Raw genomic sequence first — 17,186 nt, 5'->3', positions numbered from 1 at the left:
AAAGGTCGTTAAACACCGGCATACTATCCTTCGGCGCGTTGTTTCCTGCTGACTTAGACAATATCCACCATGCAGATCCAGCCTTGAGCATCTTGCATAGCTGTTTGTAGCCAATTACAAAGTGATGTGATTTTCTTTGAGATAGGTTTCAAATGGTATGCCAAGTACACTCGAAATCTCCTGATAATATTCCAGTAGTAGGGTCTTTTTTGTTGCTTCGTCTGGGGCCATCATTTCAATAATTCGAACTGTAGAATTACCTGGGAGGGTATCAAGGTGTTTCATGAATGCTTTGTTCACCTCTTCGTTGATAAAGTCATCTTCAGTAATTCCAAGAATGCTGGCGATACTTTTGGCATCGCTCTGAATGCTTTCAATAAACACCTGATTTGAGCTTATGAATAACTGACGTGCATCTTCAAAGCATTGTTTACGGGTTTTCATTTTTCACCTTCAATGTGGCTTTTCAGTTTTACTCATTTTTGCACATGGATGGGGGTTTTAGCTGAACATTTATGGTTTTTCGTTATCCATGATGCTCTGTAATGACCGCTGTGAAATATCCTATAAATATCCTGGAGAAAAACAAAAGGGCCGGAGATTTCTCTCCAGCCCTTGCTGTATCTGGTGGCCCCTGCTGGACTTGAACCAGCGACCAAGCGATTATGAGTTAGACTGCAAGATTCTACCTAATTATACTTAATATTAATTTTCAATGTCTTATGCACATTCAAACCGCTGTATAAATAACCAGAAATACTCTAAAATACTCCTTTGCGGTATCCTATAGGTATCCTAGAGGCAAACAAGCGATTCACAGGATACCTTGATCGCTTGGTATGGGGTGTTTGTGGAAACATTCAAATTCACTAAAGTTAAGCTGGAAAACCTTCCGTGTGCTGAACAAGGTCAGGTTGAGTACGGCGACACCGTTGTCAATGGTTTGCGCGTCCGGGTAGGCCGTAGCGGCATTAAAAGTTTTTGTATCTCCAGAAAGCGCAACGGTAAATTTATCCGGGCTACGCTGGGCCGCTTCCCTGACCTGACGATCGACAATGCCAGGGCAAAGGCGCTTGAGCTACTAGGGGATGTTGCCACAACCGGACAAAACCCTAATGTAGTAAAGCGTCTTAACGAGAAAGCCTTAGTGACTCTCGCTGTGGCGCTGGAAACCTATATCACCAGTCGTGATCACCGGCTGAGCGCTGACACCGCTAAACAATATCGCTCTATCCTTCAAAACTTTTCAGGTGACTGGATGAGTCAACCTATTGCCTCAATTAGTCGTGAGCGCGTGGAAACACGGCATAAAGCCATTACTGATGGAACTATATGGTTTGGGGCAGACAAAACTACTCTGCGCGCCGGGGTAGGTTCGGGCAGCAAGGCCCAGGCTGATCTATGGGCGCGGGTGCTGCGTGCTATCTATCGCTTTGCTCACGATCATTATCGGGACGGTGAGGGTAAAACTCTCTTACCTGATCCGCCGACCCTGGTGCTGAGCACAAAAAGGAAGTGGCATGGTACTGTCAGGAAGACGGAACGCATCCGCACGAATGAGCTTTCCCGATGGTTCTCTGCTCTGGCTTCAGTGCGCAGTACAGCAGAGCAGGCTCGAGACGACATAGCCGCTGCGGTGTGTGACGCAGTAGAGATGGCCATTTTCACCGGCTTGCGTAAATCCGAGATACTCGGGCTGTCGTGGGATCGGGTAAATCTGGGAGCCCGCTATTTCTGGATAGATACTACCAAGAACGGTGACCCGCTTGAGTTGCCAATTACAGATACACTGCTTCAGCTTTTCCGCCGGCGCTTGAAAATAACGGCAGGCGAGCACGGTTTGGTTTTCCCGGGTGGTAAGGGAGAAATTAAAGAGTACAGGCATATTATTGCTCGCATCAGCGCCGCCACCGTTCCTGAGCATAACACTGATATGGTTCAGCCTATCCTATTCAAGTGGCATGACGGCCGCCGGACGTTTGGCACTGTCGCCGAGCTGGTGGGTGTCGGTAATTATATCCTCAAGCGGCTGCTTAACCACCGAACTATGAGAAGCGCCGATGTAACCCAGGGCTATCTCCATTTCAGCGCGGATGAACTGATGGATCCCGCCTCTCGCATCGAGCGCTCCATGCTTGAGCACGCCGGAATTATCGAAAGCAAAGCATCTTTGGAAGCGAAGCTCTTGCTCGCTCTTGGAGAGCTTAGTGATGCTGAAAAAAGAAAAATACTTTTTAATCTGACCAATACGCAGAGTAAAGATTATGGAAATAACAATTAGTTTTGCGCCATATTATATTTTCGCTGGAGATATAAATGATACTTTCGTGTATTTTCGTTCTGTATGTGAAAAGCTTAGTCAAGTATCAATATGCGAATCAATGGGAATAGATGTTCAAAGTATCTCGCCATCAGATAAGGAAGAGTTGATTAATTATATTTCCTCTCAAGAATACACCCTATGGCTTAACTTTATTCCTGATGAACCGCCACCAGCACTAGCTTTCAGAATTAATGCTAAGTCAGGAACGGAGGGGGATTATTTCTTTCGGTCCGCCGTAATATTTGAGCTTATGGGGATGACAGACCTTTGCTATGCCATGAGGATGGAGTTTTATGGCCTGGTTGCAAATGATATGTTCAAAGATATCCTAGGACAAGAGGTTGAAAAAGACGTTATTTCCCATGTTAATAAAGCTAAAGCGTCTAAACCAAGGCATGTTCACTATGAGGAAGTTATTTCTGTAATAAAAGCTACTTGGGAAAAATATCCAAATGCTAGCCAGACGGGTATACATGAGGCGCTGTGTTCACATTATTATGGAAAAGTCAGCCGTAATGCTCTTGCCAAATGGATCTCTAAGTCTGGATTACGTCCCCCAAAACCAGAAAAGTATTCATCATTTGAGCTTGTGCTACCCCATTAGCATGCTAGTGGGGTGCAATAGCATGCTACACACCCTATCTACCATGCAGATGTACTCATATAGCCGGGTAAGTGGCTAAAATTTAATTACTCCATCATAGATATTCATCACCGATGTTAACTAACAATACACGGTGATAAATATGCGTCTAACCACTTCCTCGATATCCCTTGAACGGCTTACCCGCGCAGAAGCTGCTGCCTATCTTGGAGTCAATGCTCAAACCCTAGCTAACTGGGCCCATACCGGAAAGGTCGAAATTCCACACCACAAAGTAGGGCGCAAGGTCATTTACATGAAAGCTGATCTTGATGGCTATCTGGCATCTACACGTCGTACGCAGACAGCTTAAGGGGCAGGTATGGCGCATAAAACAAAGGCGGCCCCACATGGCCGCCAGTGCTCTATAACGAAACAAATTCAGCATACCAGGACTTGCGCTGGTGGTCAAAACCTAAGCAGAGGACAAAATTGTCCTTTCTGTACGCTTGGAACTGCGGCATTGGCACAGTTAGGGTGTACTGCATTACAGCATACTACGCAGAAATCACGTAGTTGCGAGCATTACCCAGTTTCAAGAAACCAACCCTATATGATTGGGGTGGTTTTGCTTGGCTCATCTGGAGTTGCAAAAATGCAACTCGGTCAACTGCCGTATAACTTCCGCCATTGGTGTGGGTATGCGGCAGTGCCGTACACCCTAAAAGAGATCTCCCCAAATTTGGGGAGATTAGTTTTTATCACATCGCTGAAGCAGCGGGGGTATGCTGCATTGCAGTACACCCCGAACAAATCCCCTAGTTTCGACCATTACCCAGATATTGGGTGTCACTCCTTGTCGGCTTCTTTGGTCTTCTTACGCTGGCGGCGTTTGATCTCGCCCTGCATTGCAGTGTTAATAAACTGCCCTGTGCTCTCGCCGGGATCCTTTACTGACTCCATGCCCTCAATGATTTCGTGTGCGATTCGAGCCGTCACGGATTGTGATTTTGCATTCTTTGAACCGGTTGCCATGTCTACATTCTCCAAAATTGAGTGTAAGACACTATACACGAAAAATTATTACTTGGAAGCATTGACGTGTAAGACACTTGCGGGCTATTGTGTGTCTTACACCTTGTTTGAGTTAAGGTGCGTAAATAGCGAAGCCCGGCAGTGCGCCAACACTAACCGGGCCTCTGACCACAATGTTATCGGAGCTAACAATATGGCTGAATTACAGCATACCCAAACTCGCCCCAAATATCAGTATCGTTTTCTGGCACTGAGTGCCATCGGTTGCAACGTCATACACATCATCGCCACTACTGAACGAGAAGCCCGTAAGCAATCCCCCGCTGGCTGCGTAATGGTATTCGCTGGCCGTCTGCCAGTTCGAGAGGTGACTCATGGCTGATATGCATAAATTTCAGTTACTCATTAACTGCTATCACGAAATTTCCCCTGATGAAGCTCAGGAAGTTTTAAAGATTGCCAGCGAAGCCGGGGATACTCTCGCACTTGGCGTGGCTGCTGTTGGTGAACTCATGTTCCACGCGTCAGACAGTGAAGGGTACGATCTGCAATCCATACGCTCCAGTATGTTTAATATCGGATTACTGATGCGCTGCCTGGGCAACTTTCAAATGGCGATCCGTACAGCTGAAGAAAACGCTGAATATGCGCTACAGCAAGCGGACAAAGGAGGTGCTCAGTGATCAGCAATGTAAAATTTAACGAGCTGGAAAAGCGTGTGGATCTGCTGGTGGAAAAGGTCATAAACCTTGAAGCGCAAGTCCATGCACTCACTGACAGCCAGGGCGGAGAAATTCCGCCTGGAATGACTCCGGTCGCAACGCTGGCGGCGGAGTTCGGCATCTCGACAAAAAAAGCCGAAGAGCTGGCAAAAAATACGGGTGTCATGCTGGTGAAAATGAAAGCCGGCGGCTTTATTGCTCCTGATGAGAAATTCAGGGAGGCGGCCCGGTTGGTGTTACGTAGTGCGAAGCGTAAATACGGATCCGCCTACTGGTTTCATCCGCTTTTAGGCAAGTTCCAAATGAGTGGGGGACTGCCAAAATGACAGAGCAGATTACAGCAGTAGAAGTTGTTTCAGATGCGCTCTTCGCGTGCTCTTACTTATGGGCGCATGGCCGCCCTTATAGCCGCAGCGATCTGGAAAAAGCCCTCCACCAGCATAAAGATACTTCCACCCGGTACGGTAAGCTGGTGGCGCGTCTCAGGACTCTTTACGCAATGCCCTATGAGGATATGTGTACCGCAGGCTTTTTGAATACGGATAAAGACAAGGCGATCAAGTCGCGTCGGGCAGTTCTTATGGAGGAAATCGGGGAAGAAGAGCTTTATGAATGGCTGAGAGACTTAGAGCGTGTGCGGCGGGTTTTTCCTGAGTCGGCCCCCCAGCAGCAACGCACGAAATTACCGCTCTCCCGTGGCTCTGAGGGATTCAATGCGCGACAGGACTATGTGGTTAAGCACTTTCTCCCGGCACAGTCGCTATGCAGTATCTACGGCCCCAGCGGATCGTATAAGAGCTTCTTGGCGGTTTCATGGGCCTGCCATATCGCCGCCGGGCGTAGATGGGCCGATAAAAAAGTGACGCCGGGAGCGGTGCTCTATGTGGTGGGCGAGGGTGGCGTGGGCGTACCCCGGCGTATTAAGGCATGGGAGCAGGTCCATAAACAACAGGTTGATAATCTCTGGCTGGTTAACCGTCCCGTTTTCCCGGTGCGGGAAAAGGAAGTGAATGAAGTGCTGCTGGCGGCCCGGCAGATTGAAGAAGAAACTGGCGCTCCTGTACGTCTCGTTGTGATCGATACGCTGGCCCGTTGCTTTGGAGGCAATGACGAAAATGATGCCCGCGACATGGGCGCATTTATCGAGGGCTGCGATGTGATAAAGCAGAAGACAGGCGCTACCGTGCTGGTTGTTCACCACTCCGGTAAGGATGAAGCGAAAGGGGCGCGTGGCTCCAGTTCTTTCCGGGCTGCTCTTGATGCTGAGTTCAATGTGAAACGGGAAGGGGAAGGTAAAGCACTGATCCTTTCATGTACCAAAATGAAGGATGCGGAGGAACCCGAGCGCCACGCCTATGACCTCCGGATGGTAGAGCTTTACGCAGACGAAGACGGAGAGATGATCTGTTCGCTGGTGGTACGTGATGTACCACGTGAAGCAAAAGAAATCGATCCGGATCTGGCTGGTGTATCGAAACTCAGCGGTAACCACATGGCGCTCTGGCAGGCAATCAGAAGCCGGACGGCAAAGGGGGAACCATGCACCCTGGCAGTGATCCGTGATGACCTTAAAGCCACGGGGATTGATACCAAACACTTTGCCCGCTGGGTCAAAAAGCTGACAGATAATGGACTCATTATTCAGAGCGGAGAAGTGCTGAAAGTTCAGTCATTGCGGGAAGTGGGTCAATAAGTGGGGAGCGTGTGGGGATGGCGGGGAATGGAGCCTATGATTCCCCACATTGCCCCTGTATACAGGGAGTAAGTGGGTAATTTGGCTGAACCCCGCATGATTACTGGCTTTGAGGAGTTTTTTAATAAATGCTGGTGGGTAGCATATGGGGAAAGGTGTAAAGTGGGGAAGTGGTGGGTAAAACTCGGAGGGGATATGGCTGGTAAAAGAAAATATGTATCAGAGTTTTCAGTTGGCATAACATCTGAAGGGTGGTTAATGATTACCCCTGACCAACTCCATGCAGATGGGAAAATGAGAGAGGAACATCAGATAATATCTGATAGCTGTCATATTTATATGATTTGCAAAAGGCCAAAGGCTACATGCTCTCCCGGAACTCCAACCCTCGAAGACGGTTATTTATCTGGAAGTATAATCAGCCGTGTGAGTGGTGAGGAAGTTTTGTCAGAATATTGTTTTCCATTTGAGTTTGAAGAAGAAGAATGTGAAATTAAAGTAGCTCCCTATCCGCACAGGAAAATTTATACAATTAACTCTGATGGAGAAGAAGTAAGATTCTGGCCAAGTGATATAATAGCATTGCACACAGGGAGTAAAATATATTTTGAGTTAGAGGTGCTTTATGTCGGGCAAGCGTATGCGGAAGGCAAAAGAACAGCTATTGATAGGCTAAAAAGTCACTCAACACTTCAAAAAATTTTAGCTGAAACTATGTATGACTATCCAGATGACCAAGTTTTTATTGTGATGGTGCAATACGATAATTATTTTTTAACATCCAGTTTTAGTGGGAGAGATAAAGAAGCTATTGCAGGAGAAGAAGATAATCTACGTTTGAAAAGCATCATTTCAAACCCATTGTCGTTGAAGGAAATAATATGTCTTTCAGAGGCGGCGTTAATTAGATATTTTCAACCAAAATATAATGAAATTTATAAAAATAATTTCCCGTCGCTGAATCAAAAAGTTCTTTCAGTATGTTTTGGTTTGGATTTCTCTGGTTTGTCTGTAGAAATAGAACTATGTGATTCTCCATTTGAACTATATTCAGATGGAATAAAGGCTCGCCATCATCATACGGCTGCCTTCAATCTTGTTGATGAATCAGAAAGGCTGGGTTTTTTTACATTTAGTAATGGTGTTGATATCCCGAAGACGATGGATGGTACGATATCAATGAAAAAATAACGGCTTACAATTAGAAGGCGGGCCTTTTGACCCGCCTTACCTACTAACATCGTAATAACACCGGAGGTCTGTCGCCGGAGGAAGCGACAGATTAAGCATAGCAAAGAGTTAATCAATTCAAATATTCATATTCATATTTTATACATCATTGCATCCATTTGCACACGGTTGCACGTCACTAATGATTTTGATGTGGTGTTAACATTATCTATGTAATTAAAACGTAATTTATCAGAGGTTATTTATGCCAGATATATATGCACCTACACAGCTTGTGCGGGTTGTGAATGCTGAGGACATCCAGAAACAGCTAAAAACTCTGTTCACTGATTTATTCTTCACGCGTTCTGTCACGTTTGAAACCCGCGATATCATCCTCGACACAATCGACGATCCAAACATCCCGATCGCAGCGTTTTGCTCGCCAATGGTGGGGAGTAAAGTAGCTCGGGATGAAGGATATGAGTCAAAATCCATTCGTCCGGGTTACATGAAGCCGAAAAGCAGCATCGATCCTAATAAGCTGGCTGTCCGGCCCGCTGGCGTTTCTCCTGAGCAATATAGCACGCTCGACACCCGCAATATCAAGATTAAGCAGGCACTGCTAAAGCAGTCGCTGGCTATCCGTGCACGTATTGAATGGCTGGCGGTGCAGGCTGTCACCACCGGCAAGAATGTTATTGAGGGCGAAGGCATAGAGCGCTACGAGCTGGACTGGAATATTAAATCACAGAACATCGTCACCCAGGCGGGGGCCGCCGCGTGGTCAGGTAAAGACAAAGCGGCGTTTGATCCTAATGATGACATTGAAACCTATGCAGAGCTTAGCGAAGGGGTGACGAACATCATCGTCATGGGTGGCAACGTCTGGAAGAAATACCGCTCCTTTAAGTCGGTAAAAGATATGCTGGATACTCGCCGTGGCTCCAATTCACAGCTCGAGACAGCGCTTAAAGACCTGGGTGACTCCGTGAGTTTTAAGGGTTACATGGGAGATGTGGCTATCGTGGTCTATAGCGGCCGCTATAACGACGAGGATGGGCAGGAGCAGCACTTTCTTGATCCGGATCTGATGGTGCTGGGAAATACAGCCCTACAGGGTATCGTCGCCTATGGCGGTATTCAGGACCCTGAACTTATCCGTCTGAACATCACCAAAGCAGAAATGGCCCCCAAGAACTATATCGTTCCGGGTGATCCGGCGATTGAGTATGTTCAGACCCACTCCGCACCGCAGCCGATCCCGGCACGTATCAACCGTTTTGTCACTGTTCGCGTGGCATAAGGATCCATTAATGACGACACATTACACAGAGCTTGTAGCCGGCACTGAGGCGCTGGTAACCACGCTGGGGATTTTCGCTGGTGGTAAAGGGGTAATCCCTGCGCTTACTCCTCTCATGCAGGATGAAGCCAGCGGTGAACTGGTGGCATGGGATGGGAAGCTAACAAGCCGGGCTGTCTATGCGTCCGCCATTCAGATCGACACGGACAGGCAGACGAAAGCACAGGTATATAAAACGGGTGTGCTGAATGTTGATGCGTTGAACTGGCCCGAGTCTGTGGAAACCCTGAGCGCAAAAGTCGCCGCGTTTGTCGGTTCTGGTATTTCTGTTCAGCCACTGGCTAATGTCTGAGGAATAAATGATGAAGCATAACGATAACGATCTGATGGCAACCGCAAATACTCTCTGGCCTGACAGCGATGTGAAAGGCCTGTTGGATCTGGCAGACAGAATGAATATCAGTGAGCGCCTGGTTGATATGAATCAGGTGATGGAGATAACCACTCTGAGCCGCCGCACATTGCTGAACCTTGAAGCCCGGAGGGAATTCCCCGAGCGCGTGCAGGTCACCTCAGGGCGTAAGGCATGGTATCTGAGCGAAGTTGTGGAGTGGATCAATAACATCCCACACAGCCATGGTGAGTGTCAGGTACCTGTACCAAAAAAGCCTGATGCCGCGCTGTGCCTGAAGGCCGAGCGCGTGCGCCGTCAGGCGCGGCAAGGGAAGCACAAGAACCTTGGGTGATAGAGGTCAGGGCCGCAAATGATAGCCAATCTCATATTTGCGGGTCCTTTCCGGCATCCCGGGCGCTTACGGGGCGTCGACCTCGCAGATTCGCGCTATTTATGAGATGTTCTGAATTGCTGGTGGTGGTGTTGTTGTTTGTAATATCTAAATGAATTTATTTGTTTTATTTAATGCAATACACCCACCTGAACATTCAAAAAAACAATACAGAGGTAAAAATGACCCAGCATCTGCTGAATAAGAAGAACATGGCGAAAAGCTGTAAGGTCGGTGTGACTGCTTTCGATAAATGGGGAATCGAACCTGTTCAGCGTGCCGGGCGGGAGGCGCTCTATGATGTCGCCAGTGTCCTGCGTAACCGGCTGGATAATGAATTAGGCAAACTGATTTCGCAGGGCGATGATGTTGATGATGCCGAACTGCTCAGGGCAAGAATACGTCTCACAAATGCCCAGGCTGATGCACAGGAACTGAAGAACGCCCGGGAATCCGGCGAGGTAATCGACACCGCTTTTTGTACGTTTGTGTTATCCCGGATTGCCGGTGAAATAGCGTCAATTATGGACAGCATTCCTCTTTCGGTCAGCCGCCGTTTTCCTGAGATGGAGAACCGGCACATCGATTTTATCCGGCAGAATGTCATCAAGGCCATGAACAAAGCCGCGGGACTGGATGAAATTATTCCGGATTTACTGACAGAATATAATGAGCGCAACTCATGAAGCATGAAACTATCGAGGCGGTACTTACAGAAATGGCCCGTTTGCAAGGGCAAGAACTAAACGGCCATGACAAGTTGAAGATCCGTACTAACATAGCGGCAGCTCTGACAGCCCAGAAACGGCGTAGTCAGCGTAGAGCTTCTGCACCGTTTCATTGGAAGAAACCAGAACAACCCCGCCGTTAATTCGGAAGCATAACGTAACAGCACGTTAAATATTCACGTGAATATTTAACTTATCCGCCATTAATTGCCGTATTGCTAGATATTGTTAGTTTTATAGTTATTCTCTATTTGTATTTATCGAAATAATCTTATTGCAAGGACTAAAGGGGAAGGGAGGTTGCTCTTTGTAATTTAAAATAAGAGTCGGCCTTGGTAGGGATGGCATCACTTGAAAGTGAATGCCAGCCTAGCAATAAATATATTTTTTATCCTGTTAACAAATGGCGAAAAATTATGAAGTCAGTTTACAGTTTTAGTGACTTTCATTATTCCAATAATATATTCATCAACTTCATCTTTTTTAGGCTCTCTATCTTTGTGGTGATCGCATAAATTTCTTATATCACCTAAGTGTTGTATAAATCGCCATGTAGCGGTGTCAGTTATATCGCTATCTTTAAGTAATTGATTATATTCCGAAATTGAAGGGTTTGCTTTTTTTATTTTTATTTGATGGGTTGAGCATACGTGAGCTAAATGCTTTTCAAGTACTACACCGGCAACTGCACCCGCAGCACGCGTGAAACCTTTTTTGTTCAGTTCTTTAGCTGTATCAAGCTCGGAATCATAAAAATCTGCTTGAACAATTTCTTTTATATCAAATAATACACTCTTGAATCTTTCTCGGGCAGAACTTAATATTTTTGACTGTATTTGCATCTTTGGTATAGCATCTTTTGGTCCCCGGGTTCTGGTGCCGTTAACAATGTTAATCATGTAGTCTGAAATCGTGTAGTTAGCGTAAGTTAATTCTTTTCTTTTCGGATCTGCTTTATACAACATTTCAAATTCAACCTTTCTTTCAGGGATGATTTGAGAGATTACTCTATATGCTTTTGTATACCAGTTTTGATATTGTTGGTGGACATTAACAAACTTCCATCCACTATCAGTAATATTTTTTATTGTTTCTTCATCAAGCTGATCTTGTTCTTTATACATAGAGTAAAGTAACTGAGTGCCCATTTTATCCAAATCGGCCAATTCTTTTTTCAACTGTTCGAACTTAGTAGTCATTGTTGTACTCGATAAGTTGCTTGAAAGGGATAAAGGTGGCCTAACTTGCGTTAGGCCGGGCTTGTTACGCCATCATCTACGTAGCATATACACCAGAACGATGCTTGCTGGGATAACAAGTAACGGGGGAAGCCCGATATTTGCCAGAGCCACAACGAGACCACTCAAGGCGAAGATACGTTTTGACAGCAGGTCTGAGCCCTTTTCGAAAGTATTCATTGAAAACTCCTGAAGGTTGCCTGATTGGGGCACTCAAACCCGTAGCACTTTCTTTTTTTTGCAGTTGAATGGCTGCTACGACCCAACTGTAGAACACTGAGGAATACTCGGTTATACCTACTTGAGGTATCCTATGGGTATCCTAGAAAAGCAAGAGGACTTAAAGTTAAAGCTAAGTCCTTGAAAAAATTGGTGGCCCCTGCTGGACTTGAACCAGCGACCAAGCGATTATGAGTCGCCTGCTCTAACCACTGAGCTAAGGGGCCGTGGCGGGGAATTATAAAGTAACTCGGCAAGGCAATCCAGCCATAAAAACCCGCTTGCTGTTTTTATAAACAATGGCTTTTCAATCCCTTATACTTTCACTTCGATCTATTCATCCGGAGTAAGCATGATCAACGATATTCTGGCACCCGGGCTGCGGGTGGTGTTCTGCGGCATCAATCCGGGGAAGTCCTCGGCGCATACGGGTTTTCATTTTGCCCATCCCGGCAACCGTTTCTGGAAAGTGATTCACCAGGCGGGGTTTACGGAACGCCAGCTTAAGCCGGAAGAGGAGCAACATCTGCTGGATACGCGCTGCGGTATTACCATGCTGGTGGAGCGGCCCACCGTTCAGGCGAGCGAGGTGAATCTGCACGAACTGCGCACGGGCGGCCGTGAGCTGGTGAAAAAGATCGAAGATTATCAGCCTCACGCGCTGGCGATCCTCGGCAAGCAGGCATTCGAGCAGGCGTTCAGCCAACGCGGGGTCGCGTGGGGGAAACAGCAGATCACCATCGGGGCGACGCAGGTCTGGGTGCTGCCCAATCCCAGCGGGCTGAACCGTGCGACGCTTGATAAGCTGGTGGAGGCGTACCGGGAACTCGATGAGGCGTTAATCGCGCGGGGAATGTAAGAAAGCGGTTGCCTGCCTCACAACGAAATGAAGCAGGAAACCAGCGCGATTACTCAGACGTCAGACGATCCCGCACGGCCATCAGGGCGAATCCCAGCAGGTTCTGGCCTTTCCAGCGGGAAGGCGTCCCGGCGTCAGGATGATCCTTCGCCAGCCCAATACCCCAGATTTTATCTACCGGGCTGGCTTCAACCAGCACGCGGGAGCGGGTATTGAGCAAAAAGGTTTTTAGCGCCGGATGCTGAGCAAACTTATGATAATTGCCTTCGCAGACCAGATCGAAACAGGCTGACTGCCAGAGAGCCTCGTCGAAGCCTGTCACCTGGCGGCCCAGCTTTTTGGCCTCGCCGGGCGTGGCGGCGTGCAGAATTTTACCGAGCGTCGCTTCATCACCAAACAGCCGCGCTTTCCCGGCCATCATCCAGTGTTCAGCCGTCGCGTAGACGACACCGTCGCAGGTAAAAGGCGAACCCTGCCACCACTGGCTGAAACAGGAGGCGGTGATTTCTCCGCTGGCGGAAGGCTGATGGCCCCAGAACCAGAGGTATTTAACCTGCTCGCCTTTATCCAGCGCGCAGAGCAGGGCGGAGAGGGAATAACATCCTTGCGGCATACAGAACTCCAGTTAAAAAAAAGCCCTCGCGAGGAGGGCTTTGTTGAAGGACGGAAGTGATTAATCGTCGAGGAAGCTACGCAGAACTTCAGAACGGCTCGGGTGGCGCAGTTTGCGCAGCGCCTTCGCTTCGATCTGACGGATACGTTCGCGGGTGACGTCGAACTGTTTACCCACTTCTTCCAGCGTGTGATCGGTGTTCATATCGATACCGAAACGCATACGCAGGACTTTCGCTTCACGGGCGGTCAGGCCAGCCAGCACGTCGTGCGTTGCGGCACGCAGGCTCTCGGTAGTTGCAGAATCCAGCGGCAGCTCGAGGGTGGTATCCTCGATGAAATCACCCAGATGCGAATCTTCATCGTCGCCGATCGGCGTTTCCATGGAGATAGGCTCTTTGGCAATTTTCAGCACTTTGCGGATCTTATCTTCCGGCATCAGCATGCGTTCGGCCAGCTCTTCCGGCGTCGGCTCGCGGCCCATCTCTTGCAGCATCTGGCGGGAGATACGGTTGAGCTTGTTGATGGTCTCAATCATATGCACCGGAATACGGATGGTGCGCGCCTGGTCTGCGATAGAGCGGGTGATCGCCTGACGGATCCACCATGTTGCGTAGGTGGAGAACTTGTAACCACGACGGTATTCAAACTTATCGACCGCTTTCATCAGACCGATGTTGCCTTCCTGGATCAGGTCGAGGAATTGCAGGCCACGGTTGGTGTATTTTTTAGCGATAGAAATAACCAGACGTAAGTTCGCTTCAACCATCTCTTTCTTCGCACGGCGGGCTTTCGCTTCACCGATGGACATGCGACGGTTGATGTCTTTCACCTGCTCAATGGTCAGGCCGGTCTCTTCTTCAATCAGATGCAGTTTTTGCAGGCTACGATGCACTTCATCGGAGACATCGTGCAGCTTCTCAGACCACGGCTTGTTCATCGCGATAGCGGCGTTGAACCAGGTTTCGCTGGTTTCGTTGCCGGTGAACAGCGTGATGAAGTTTTTCTTCGGCATTTTGCACTGTTCGACGCACATCTTCATGATGAGGCGTTCCTGGGTACGCACGCGATCCATCATGACGCGCATGCTATTAACCAGGTAATCGAACTGTTTTGGCACCAGGCGGAACTGTTTGAAAACTTCAGACAGTTTCAGGATCTCTTCCTGTGACGCGGCGTTGCTGCGGCCTTTTGCCTTAATGGTGTCGCGGGTGACGATGTACTGCGTGCGCAGTTCACCGAATTTCTCGCGCGCCAGCTCAGGATCGATGCTGTTGTCGTCGTCGCTGCTGTCGTCGTCTTCTTCCTCGTCTTCGTCTTCGTCATCCATTTCTTCGCTGGAAAGTTCAGAACCGACGTGCGTTGCCGTCGGGGCCAGGTCTTCCTCAGCGTTCGGATCGACAAAACCGGTAATCAGATCGGAAAGGCGAGCCTCTTCCGCTTCAACGCGATCGTACTGCTCCAGCAGATAGGTGATCGCTTCCGGATATTCAGCAACGGAGCACTGAACCTGGTTGATACCGTCTTCAATACGCTTGGCGATGTCAATTTCGCCTTCACGGGTCAGAAGTTCAACGGTACCCATTTCACGCATATACATGCGGACCGGGTCAGTGGTGCGCCCGATTTCGGATTCAACGCTGGAAAGTACCTGCGCAGCCGCTTCTTCCGCATCTTCGTCAGTATTGTTTGAGTTTTCAGCAAGTAACAGATCGTCGGCATCCGGTGCTTCTTCCATCACCTGGATGCCCATATCGTTAATCATCTGGATGATGTCTTCGATCTGATCTGAGTCGACGATATCTTCCGGCAGATGGTCGTTGACCTCGGCATAGGTCAGATAGCCTTGCTCCTTACCACGTTGGACAAGAAGCTTCAGCTGTGACTGCGGGTTTTGCTCCATAAGACGGTATCCACACTTAATTCATGAGGTTGGTGTCGGTCGGCGAAACGAACCGCCAACATAATACATTTCATCTTTCACGTTGCGCTGAGGCAGGCGAAACGACGGCCTGTATGACTAATGAGGGCTTGCTTATATTTTTGCCGCTGCCCTTCAGTGCGGCTGTCGGGATCTACCCGAACGATATTCGGCACTTAAGCCGTTAAATTCATTTTTTTTCCAGGGCCTGTCTGATTTCCCAGAACTCCCGGCGTTCTTCGCTGTTCAAACCATGTGTCCGATCACGAGCAATTAACTCTTCCTGACGTAGCTTGAGCAACGAATCAAACATATGGTTAAGCGAGTCGGTGAACGTTTTTTCTGCAATCTCTTTATCTGCTATATCGTCCCACATCGACAGTTTTTCAAGGGTCGCCGCTTCATTCGTGCCACGATAATGTTCTAAAAGTTGCCCGGTGGTCAGGCCAGGCTGTGACAAACAAGTGTTGACCAATTCGGCAAATAAGCCAAGTCCGGGCAGCTTACTTTGGTCCAGATCTGCCAGCGGTGGCACCAGCGGTGCGAGATCCGGGTTTTGCAACAGCAGTCCTATCAGTATACGCATGGTCGTGCGTTTTAGCTGAGGCGGCGGGCGTACCGCGCCACTTTCTGCCTGTTTTGGCATTAAACGATCAAGCTGACTGTCGTCGAAAATACCTAACTTCAGCCCCAGCGTCTGACGTAGCTGAATGCGATGAGCGTCGCCCGGCACCTGGTTAATCAGCGGTAGCGCGAGTGCTGCAAGCTGCGTACTGCCATCCGGGGTGCTTAAATCGACCTGCGGCAGCAGGCTATTAAACAAAAACACCGACAGCGGCTGAGCGTGTTCCATCCGCGCTTCAAACGCGTCTTTGCCTTCTTTACGTACCAGCGTATCCGGATCTTCACCGTCGGGCAGAAACATGAAGCGCAGCTGCCGACCGTCAGTCATATACGGCATCGCGGTTTCCAGCGCACGCCAGGCGGCATCGCGTCCGGCCCGGTCGCCGTCATAACAGCAAATTACGTTCTGCGTCGAACGGAACAGCAGCTGAATATGATCGGCGGTGGTTGAAGTGCCCAGCGACGCAACGGCATAATTAATGCCATACTGCGCTAGTGCGACGACATCCATATAGCCTTCGACCACCAGCAGACGCTGCGGTTCCGCCGCGTTCTGTAACGCCTCATAAAGGCCATATAACTGGCGGCCCTTATGGAAAATATCGGTTTCCGGCGAGTTCAGGTATTTCGGCGTATCATTACCCAGGACGCGCCCACCAAACCCGATCACCCGGCCACGCTTGTCGCGGATGGGGAACATCACCCGGTCGCGGAAGCGGTCGTAACTGCGTCCCTGATCGTTAGTGACCAGCATCCCCGCGTCGATTAACGACTGACGGTTTTCGCTGTTGCCACCAAAACGCTTTAACGCGTTATCCCAGCCCGGAGGTGCATAGCCGACGGCAAATCGAGCAATGACGTCACTGCTTAAACCACGTTTTTCCAGATACTGACGCGCGGGGTCTGCGGCGGGATGCGTAAGAGATTGCTGATAAAACGCATTCAGGCCATCCATCAACTGATAAAGGGTCTGCCGTTGATGACGCTCAATCTGCGTTGGCCCGCTGCCTGCTTCATACGGAATTTCCAGGTTGTGCATGGCGGCCAGTTCTTCAACGGTTTCGACGAACTCGAGCTTGTCGTAGTTCATCAAAAAGTCGATGGCATTGCCGTGCGCACCACAGCCGAAGCAGTGGTAAAACTGCTTATCACCGTTAACGGTGAAAGAGGGGGTCTTTTCGTTATGGAACGGACAGCACGCATGAAAATTCTTGCCCTGCTTCTTGAGCTTCACCCGCGCGTCGATAAGATCGACGATGTCGGTGCGCGCCAGCAGGTCATTGATAAATACGCGTGGGATTCGTCCAGCCATAAGCCCCGTACAATTTTTACCAACTCGTAAACGAAAATAAGCCGCGCATTCCTTCC

The 17,186-nt window shown here is 48.8% G+C and carries 20 protein-coding genes and 1 tRNA gene; 13 read left to right on the top strand and 8 right to left on the bottom strand.

The window, feature by feature from the left end; translation table 11 throughout:
• Positions 1-114: 114 nt before the first annotated feature.
• Positions 115-444: a DUF6388 family protein gene (locus tag INT84_RS11885; protein WP_194206952.1), complete on the bottom strand. Its 330-nt coding sequence runs from the start codon at positions 442-444 to the stop codon at positions 115-117.
• Positions 445-850: 406 nt separating this feature from the next.
• Between INT84_RS11885 and INT84_RS11880 the strand changes: the two genes are divergently transcribed.
• The 3 genes from INT84_RS11880 to INT84_RS11870 all read left to right on the top strand — a co-directional run bounded on the left by INT84_RS11880 (position 851) and on the right by INT84_RS11870 (position 3,279).
• Positions 851-2,281, top strand: coding sequence for an integrase family protein (locus tag INT84_RS11880; protein WP_194206951.1), 1,431 nt, complete (start codon positions 851-853; stop codon positions 2,279-2,281).
• Positions 2,265-2,927 (top strand): hypothetical protein, encoded by a 663-nt coding sequence (locus tag INT84_RS24205; RefSeq protein ID WP_228066195.1) that lies wholly within the window; start codon positions 2,265-2,267, stop codon positions 2,925-2,927. The genes INT84_RS11880 and INT84_RS24205 overlap by 17 nt, the downstream gene beginning before the upstream one ends.
• 142 nt (positions 2,928-3,069) lie before the next feature.
• Positions 3,070-3,279, top strand: coding sequence for a helix-turn-helix domain-containing protein (locus INT84_RS11870; RefSeq protein ID WP_194206950.1), 210 nt, complete (start codon positions 3,070-3,072; stop codon positions 3,277-3,279).
• Between the two features lie 476 nt (positions 3,280-3,755).
• Here the strand turns inward: INT84_RS11870 and INT84_RS11865 are convergent, their stop codons facing one another.
• The gene (locus tag INT84_RS11865; RefSeq protein ID WP_194206949.1) at positions 3,756-3,941 is read right to left on the bottom strand and encodes a YlcI/YnfO family protein; all 186 of its coding nucleotides are present in this window, start codon (positions 3,939-3,941) and stop codon (positions 3,756-3,758) included.
• On the opposite strand from INT84_RS11865, the gene INT84_RS24430 reads away from it, so the two are divergent.
• The 9 genes from INT84_RS24430 to INT84_RS11820 all read left to right on the top strand — a co-directional run bounded on the left by INT84_RS24430 (position 3,868) and on the right by INT84_RS11820 (position 10,303).
• The gene (locus tag INT84_RS24430) at positions 3,868-4,323 is read left to right on the top strand and encodes a host cell division inhibitor Icd-like protein (RefSeq protein ID WP_370529664.1); all 456 of its coding nucleotides are present in this window, start codon (positions 3,868-3,870) and stop codon (positions 4,321-4,323) included. The genes INT84_RS11865 and INT84_RS24430 overlap by 74 nt on opposite strands.
• Entirely contained in the window at positions 4,316-4,624 is a 309-nt protein-coding gene (locus tag INT84_RS11855) for a hypothetical protein (RefSeq protein WP_194206947.1), read from the top strand. The genes INT84_RS24430 and INT84_RS11855 overlap by 8 nt, the downstream gene beginning before the upstream one ends.
• A complete protein-coding gene (locus INT84_RS11850; RefSeq protein ID WP_194206946.1) occupies positions 4,621-4,989 on the top strand; it encodes a hypothetical protein in 369 nt (122 codons plus the stop codon). Before INT84_RS11855 ends, INT84_RS11850 begins: the two co-directional genes overlap by 4 nt.
• A complete protein-coding gene (locus INT84_RS11845) occupies positions 4,986-6,356 on the top strand; it encodes a helicase RepA family protein (protein WP_194206945.1) in 1,371 nt (456 codons plus the stop codon). Before INT84_RS11850 ends, INT84_RS11845 begins: the two co-directional genes overlap by 4 nt.
• Positions 6,357-6,428: 72 nt before the next feature.
• The gene (locus INT84_RS11840; protein ID WP_194206944.1) at positions 6,429-7,547 is read left to right on the top strand and encodes a hypothetical protein; all 1,119 of its coding nucleotides are present in this window, start codon (positions 6,429-6,431) and stop codon (positions 7,545-7,547) included.
• 244 nt (positions 7,548-7,791) lie between these two features.
• Positions 7,792-8,832 (top strand): major capsid protein, encoded by a 1,041-nt coding sequence (locus INT84_RS11835; RefSeq protein ID WP_194206943.1) that lies wholly within the window; start codon positions 7,792-7,794, stop codon positions 8,830-8,832.
• Positions 8,833-8,842: 10 nt separating this feature from the next.
• Positions 8,843-9,184: a head decoration protein gene (locus INT84_RS11830; protein WP_194206942.1), complete on the top strand. Its 342-nt coding sequence runs from the start codon at positions 8,843-8,845 to the stop codon at positions 9,182-9,184.
• A gap of 10 nt (positions 9,185-9,194) precedes the next feature.
• Entirely contained in the window at positions 9,195-9,578 is a 384-nt protein-coding gene (locus INT84_RS11825; RefSeq protein WP_194207285.1) for an AlpA family transcriptional regulator, read from the top strand.
• Between the two features lie 221 nt (positions 9,579-9,799).
• Positions 9,800-10,303: a terminase small subunit gene (locus INT84_RS11820; RefSeq protein WP_194206941.1), complete on the top strand. Its 504-nt coding sequence runs from the start codon at positions 9,800-9,802 to the stop codon at positions 10,301-10,303.
• A gap of 464 nt (positions 10,304-10,767) precedes the next feature.
• Here INT84_RS11820 and INT84_RS11815 read toward each other — a convergent pair whose 3' ends face one another.
• The 3 genes from INT84_RS11815 to INT84_RS11805 all read right to left on the bottom strand — a co-directional run bounded on the left by INT84_RS11815 (position 10,768) and on the right by INT84_RS11805 (position 12,029).
• Positions 10,768-11,544, bottom strand: coding sequence for a hypothetical protein (locus INT84_RS11815; protein WP_194206940.1), 777 nt, complete (start codon positions 11,542-11,544; stop codon positions 10,768-10,770).
• Between the two features lie 72 nt (positions 11,545-11,616).
• Positions 11,617-11,763: a hypothetical protein gene (locus INT84_RS11810; RefSeq protein ID WP_194206939.1), complete on the bottom strand. Its 147-nt coding sequence runs from the start codon at positions 11,761-11,763 to the stop codon at positions 11,617-11,619.
• A 190-nt stretch (positions 11,764-11,953) separates the two neighbouring features.
• A tRNA-Ile gene (locus tag INT84_RS11805) sits at positions 11,954-12,029 on the bottom strand.
• Positions 12,030-12,154: 125 nt separating this feature from the next.
• Here INT84_RS11805 and mug point away from each other — a divergent pair.
• Positions 12,155-12,661, top strand: coding sequence for a G/U mismatch-specific DNA glycosylase (mug, locus tag INT84_RS11800; protein WP_194206938.1), 507 nt, complete (start codon positions 12,155-12,157; stop codon positions 12,659-12,661).
• Between the two features lie 49 nt (positions 12,662-12,710).
• Here mug and INT84_RS11795 read toward each other — a convergent pair whose 3' ends face one another.
• The 3 genes from INT84_RS11795 to dnaG all read right to left on the bottom strand — a co-directional run bounded on the left by INT84_RS11795 (position 12,711) and on the right by dnaG (position 17,130).
• On the bottom strand, positions 12,711-13,274 hold the full coding sequence (locus INT84_RS11795) for an NADAR family protein (RefSeq protein ID WP_194206937.1): 564 nt from the start codon (positions 13,272-13,274) through the stop codon (positions 12,711-12,713).
• A gap of 60 nt (positions 13,275-13,334) precedes the next feature.
• A complete protein-coding gene (gene rpoD, locus INT84_RS11790; RefSeq protein ID WP_194206936.1) occupies positions 13,335-15,176 on the bottom strand; it encodes an RNA polymerase sigma factor RpoD in 1,842 nt (613 codons plus the stop codon).
• A 208-nt stretch (positions 15,177-15,384) separates the two neighbouring features.
• The gene (gene dnaG / locus INT84_RS11785; RefSeq protein WP_194206935.1) at positions 15,385-17,130 is read right to left on the bottom strand and encodes a DNA primase; all 1,746 of its coding nucleotides are present in this window, start codon (positions 17,128-17,130) and stop codon (positions 15,385-15,387) included.
• Between the last annotated feature and the right edge of the window lie 56 nt (positions 17,131-17,186).

The organism is Superficieibacter sp. 1612_C1 (assembly GCF_015234305.1).
Lineage (GTDB): Bacteria > Pseudomonadota > Gammaproteobacteria > Enterobacterales > Enterobacteriaceae > Superficieibacter.
The sequence above is the reverse complement of the archived record's forward strand: the minus strand, read 5'-3'. Positions and strand labels throughout refer to the sequence as shown.

Bases quoted from the DNA above. Each gene is read 5' to 3' on its own strand.
- INT84_RS11885 (WP_194206952.1), bottom strand. From the start codon at position 444: ATGAAAACCCGTAAACAATGCTTTGAAGATGCACGTCAGTTATTCATA.
- INT84_RS24205 (WP_228066195.1), top strand. From the start codon at position 2,265: ATGGAAATAACAATTAGTTTTGCGCCATATTATATTTTCGCTGGAGAT.
- INT84_RS11870 (WP_194206950.1), top strand. From the start codon at position 3,070: ATGCGTCTAACCACTTCCTCGATATCCCTTGAACGGCTTACCCGCGCA.
- INT84_RS24430 (WP_370529664.1), top strand. From the start codon at position 3,868: ATGCCCTCAATGATTTCGTGTGCGATTCGAGCCGTCACGGATTGTGAT.
- INT84_RS11865 (WP_194206949.1), bottom strand. From the start codon at position 3,941: ATGGCAACCGGTTCAAAGAATGCAAAATCACAATCCGTGACGGCTCGA.
- INT84_RS11855 (WP_194206947.1), top strand. From the start codon at position 4,316: ATGGCTGATATGCATAAATTTCAGTTACTCATTAACTGCTATCACGAA.
- INT84_RS11845 (WP_194206945.1), top strand. From the start codon at position 4,986: ATGACAGAGCAGATTACAGCAGTAGAAGTTGTTTCAGATGCGCTCTTC.
- INT84_RS11835 (WP_194206943.1), top strand. From the start codon at position 7,792: ATGCCAGATATATATGCACCTACACAGCTTGTGCGGGTTGTGAATGCT.
- INT84_RS11830 (WP_194206942.1), top strand. From the start codon at position 8,843: ATGACGACACATTACACAGAGCTTGTAGCCGGCACTGAGGCGCTGGTA.
- INT84_RS11825 (WP_194207285.1), top strand. From the start codon at position 9,195: ATGAAGCATAACGATAACGATCTGATGGCAACCGCAAATACTCTCTGG.
- INT84_RS11820 (WP_194206941.1), top strand. From the start codon at position 9,800: ATGACCCAGCATCTGCTGAATAAGAAGAACATGGCGAAAAGCTGTAAG.
- INT84_RS11815 (WP_194206940.1), bottom strand. From the start codon at position 11,544: ATGACTACTAAGTTCGAACAGTTGAAAAAAGAATTGGCCGATTTGGAT.
- INT84_RS11810 (WP_194206939.1), bottom strand. From the start codon at position 11,763: ATGAATACTTTCGAAAAGGGCTCAGACCTGCTGTCAAAACGTATCTTC.
- mug (WP_194206938.1), top strand. From the start codon at position 12,155: ATGATCAACGATATTCTGGCACCCGGGCTGCGGGTGGTGTTCTGCGGC.
- INT84_RS11795 (WP_194206937.1), bottom strand. From the start codon at position 13,274: ATGCCGCAAGGATGTTATTCCCTCTCCGCCCTGCTCTGCGCGCTGGAT.
- rpoD (WP_194206936.1), bottom strand. From the start codon at position 15,176: ATGGAGCAAAACCCGCAGTCACAGCTGAAGCTTCTTGTCCAACGTGGT.
- dnaG (WP_194206935.1), bottom strand. From the start codon at position 17,130: ATGGCTGGACGAATCCCACGCGTATTTATCAATGACCTGCTGGCGCGC.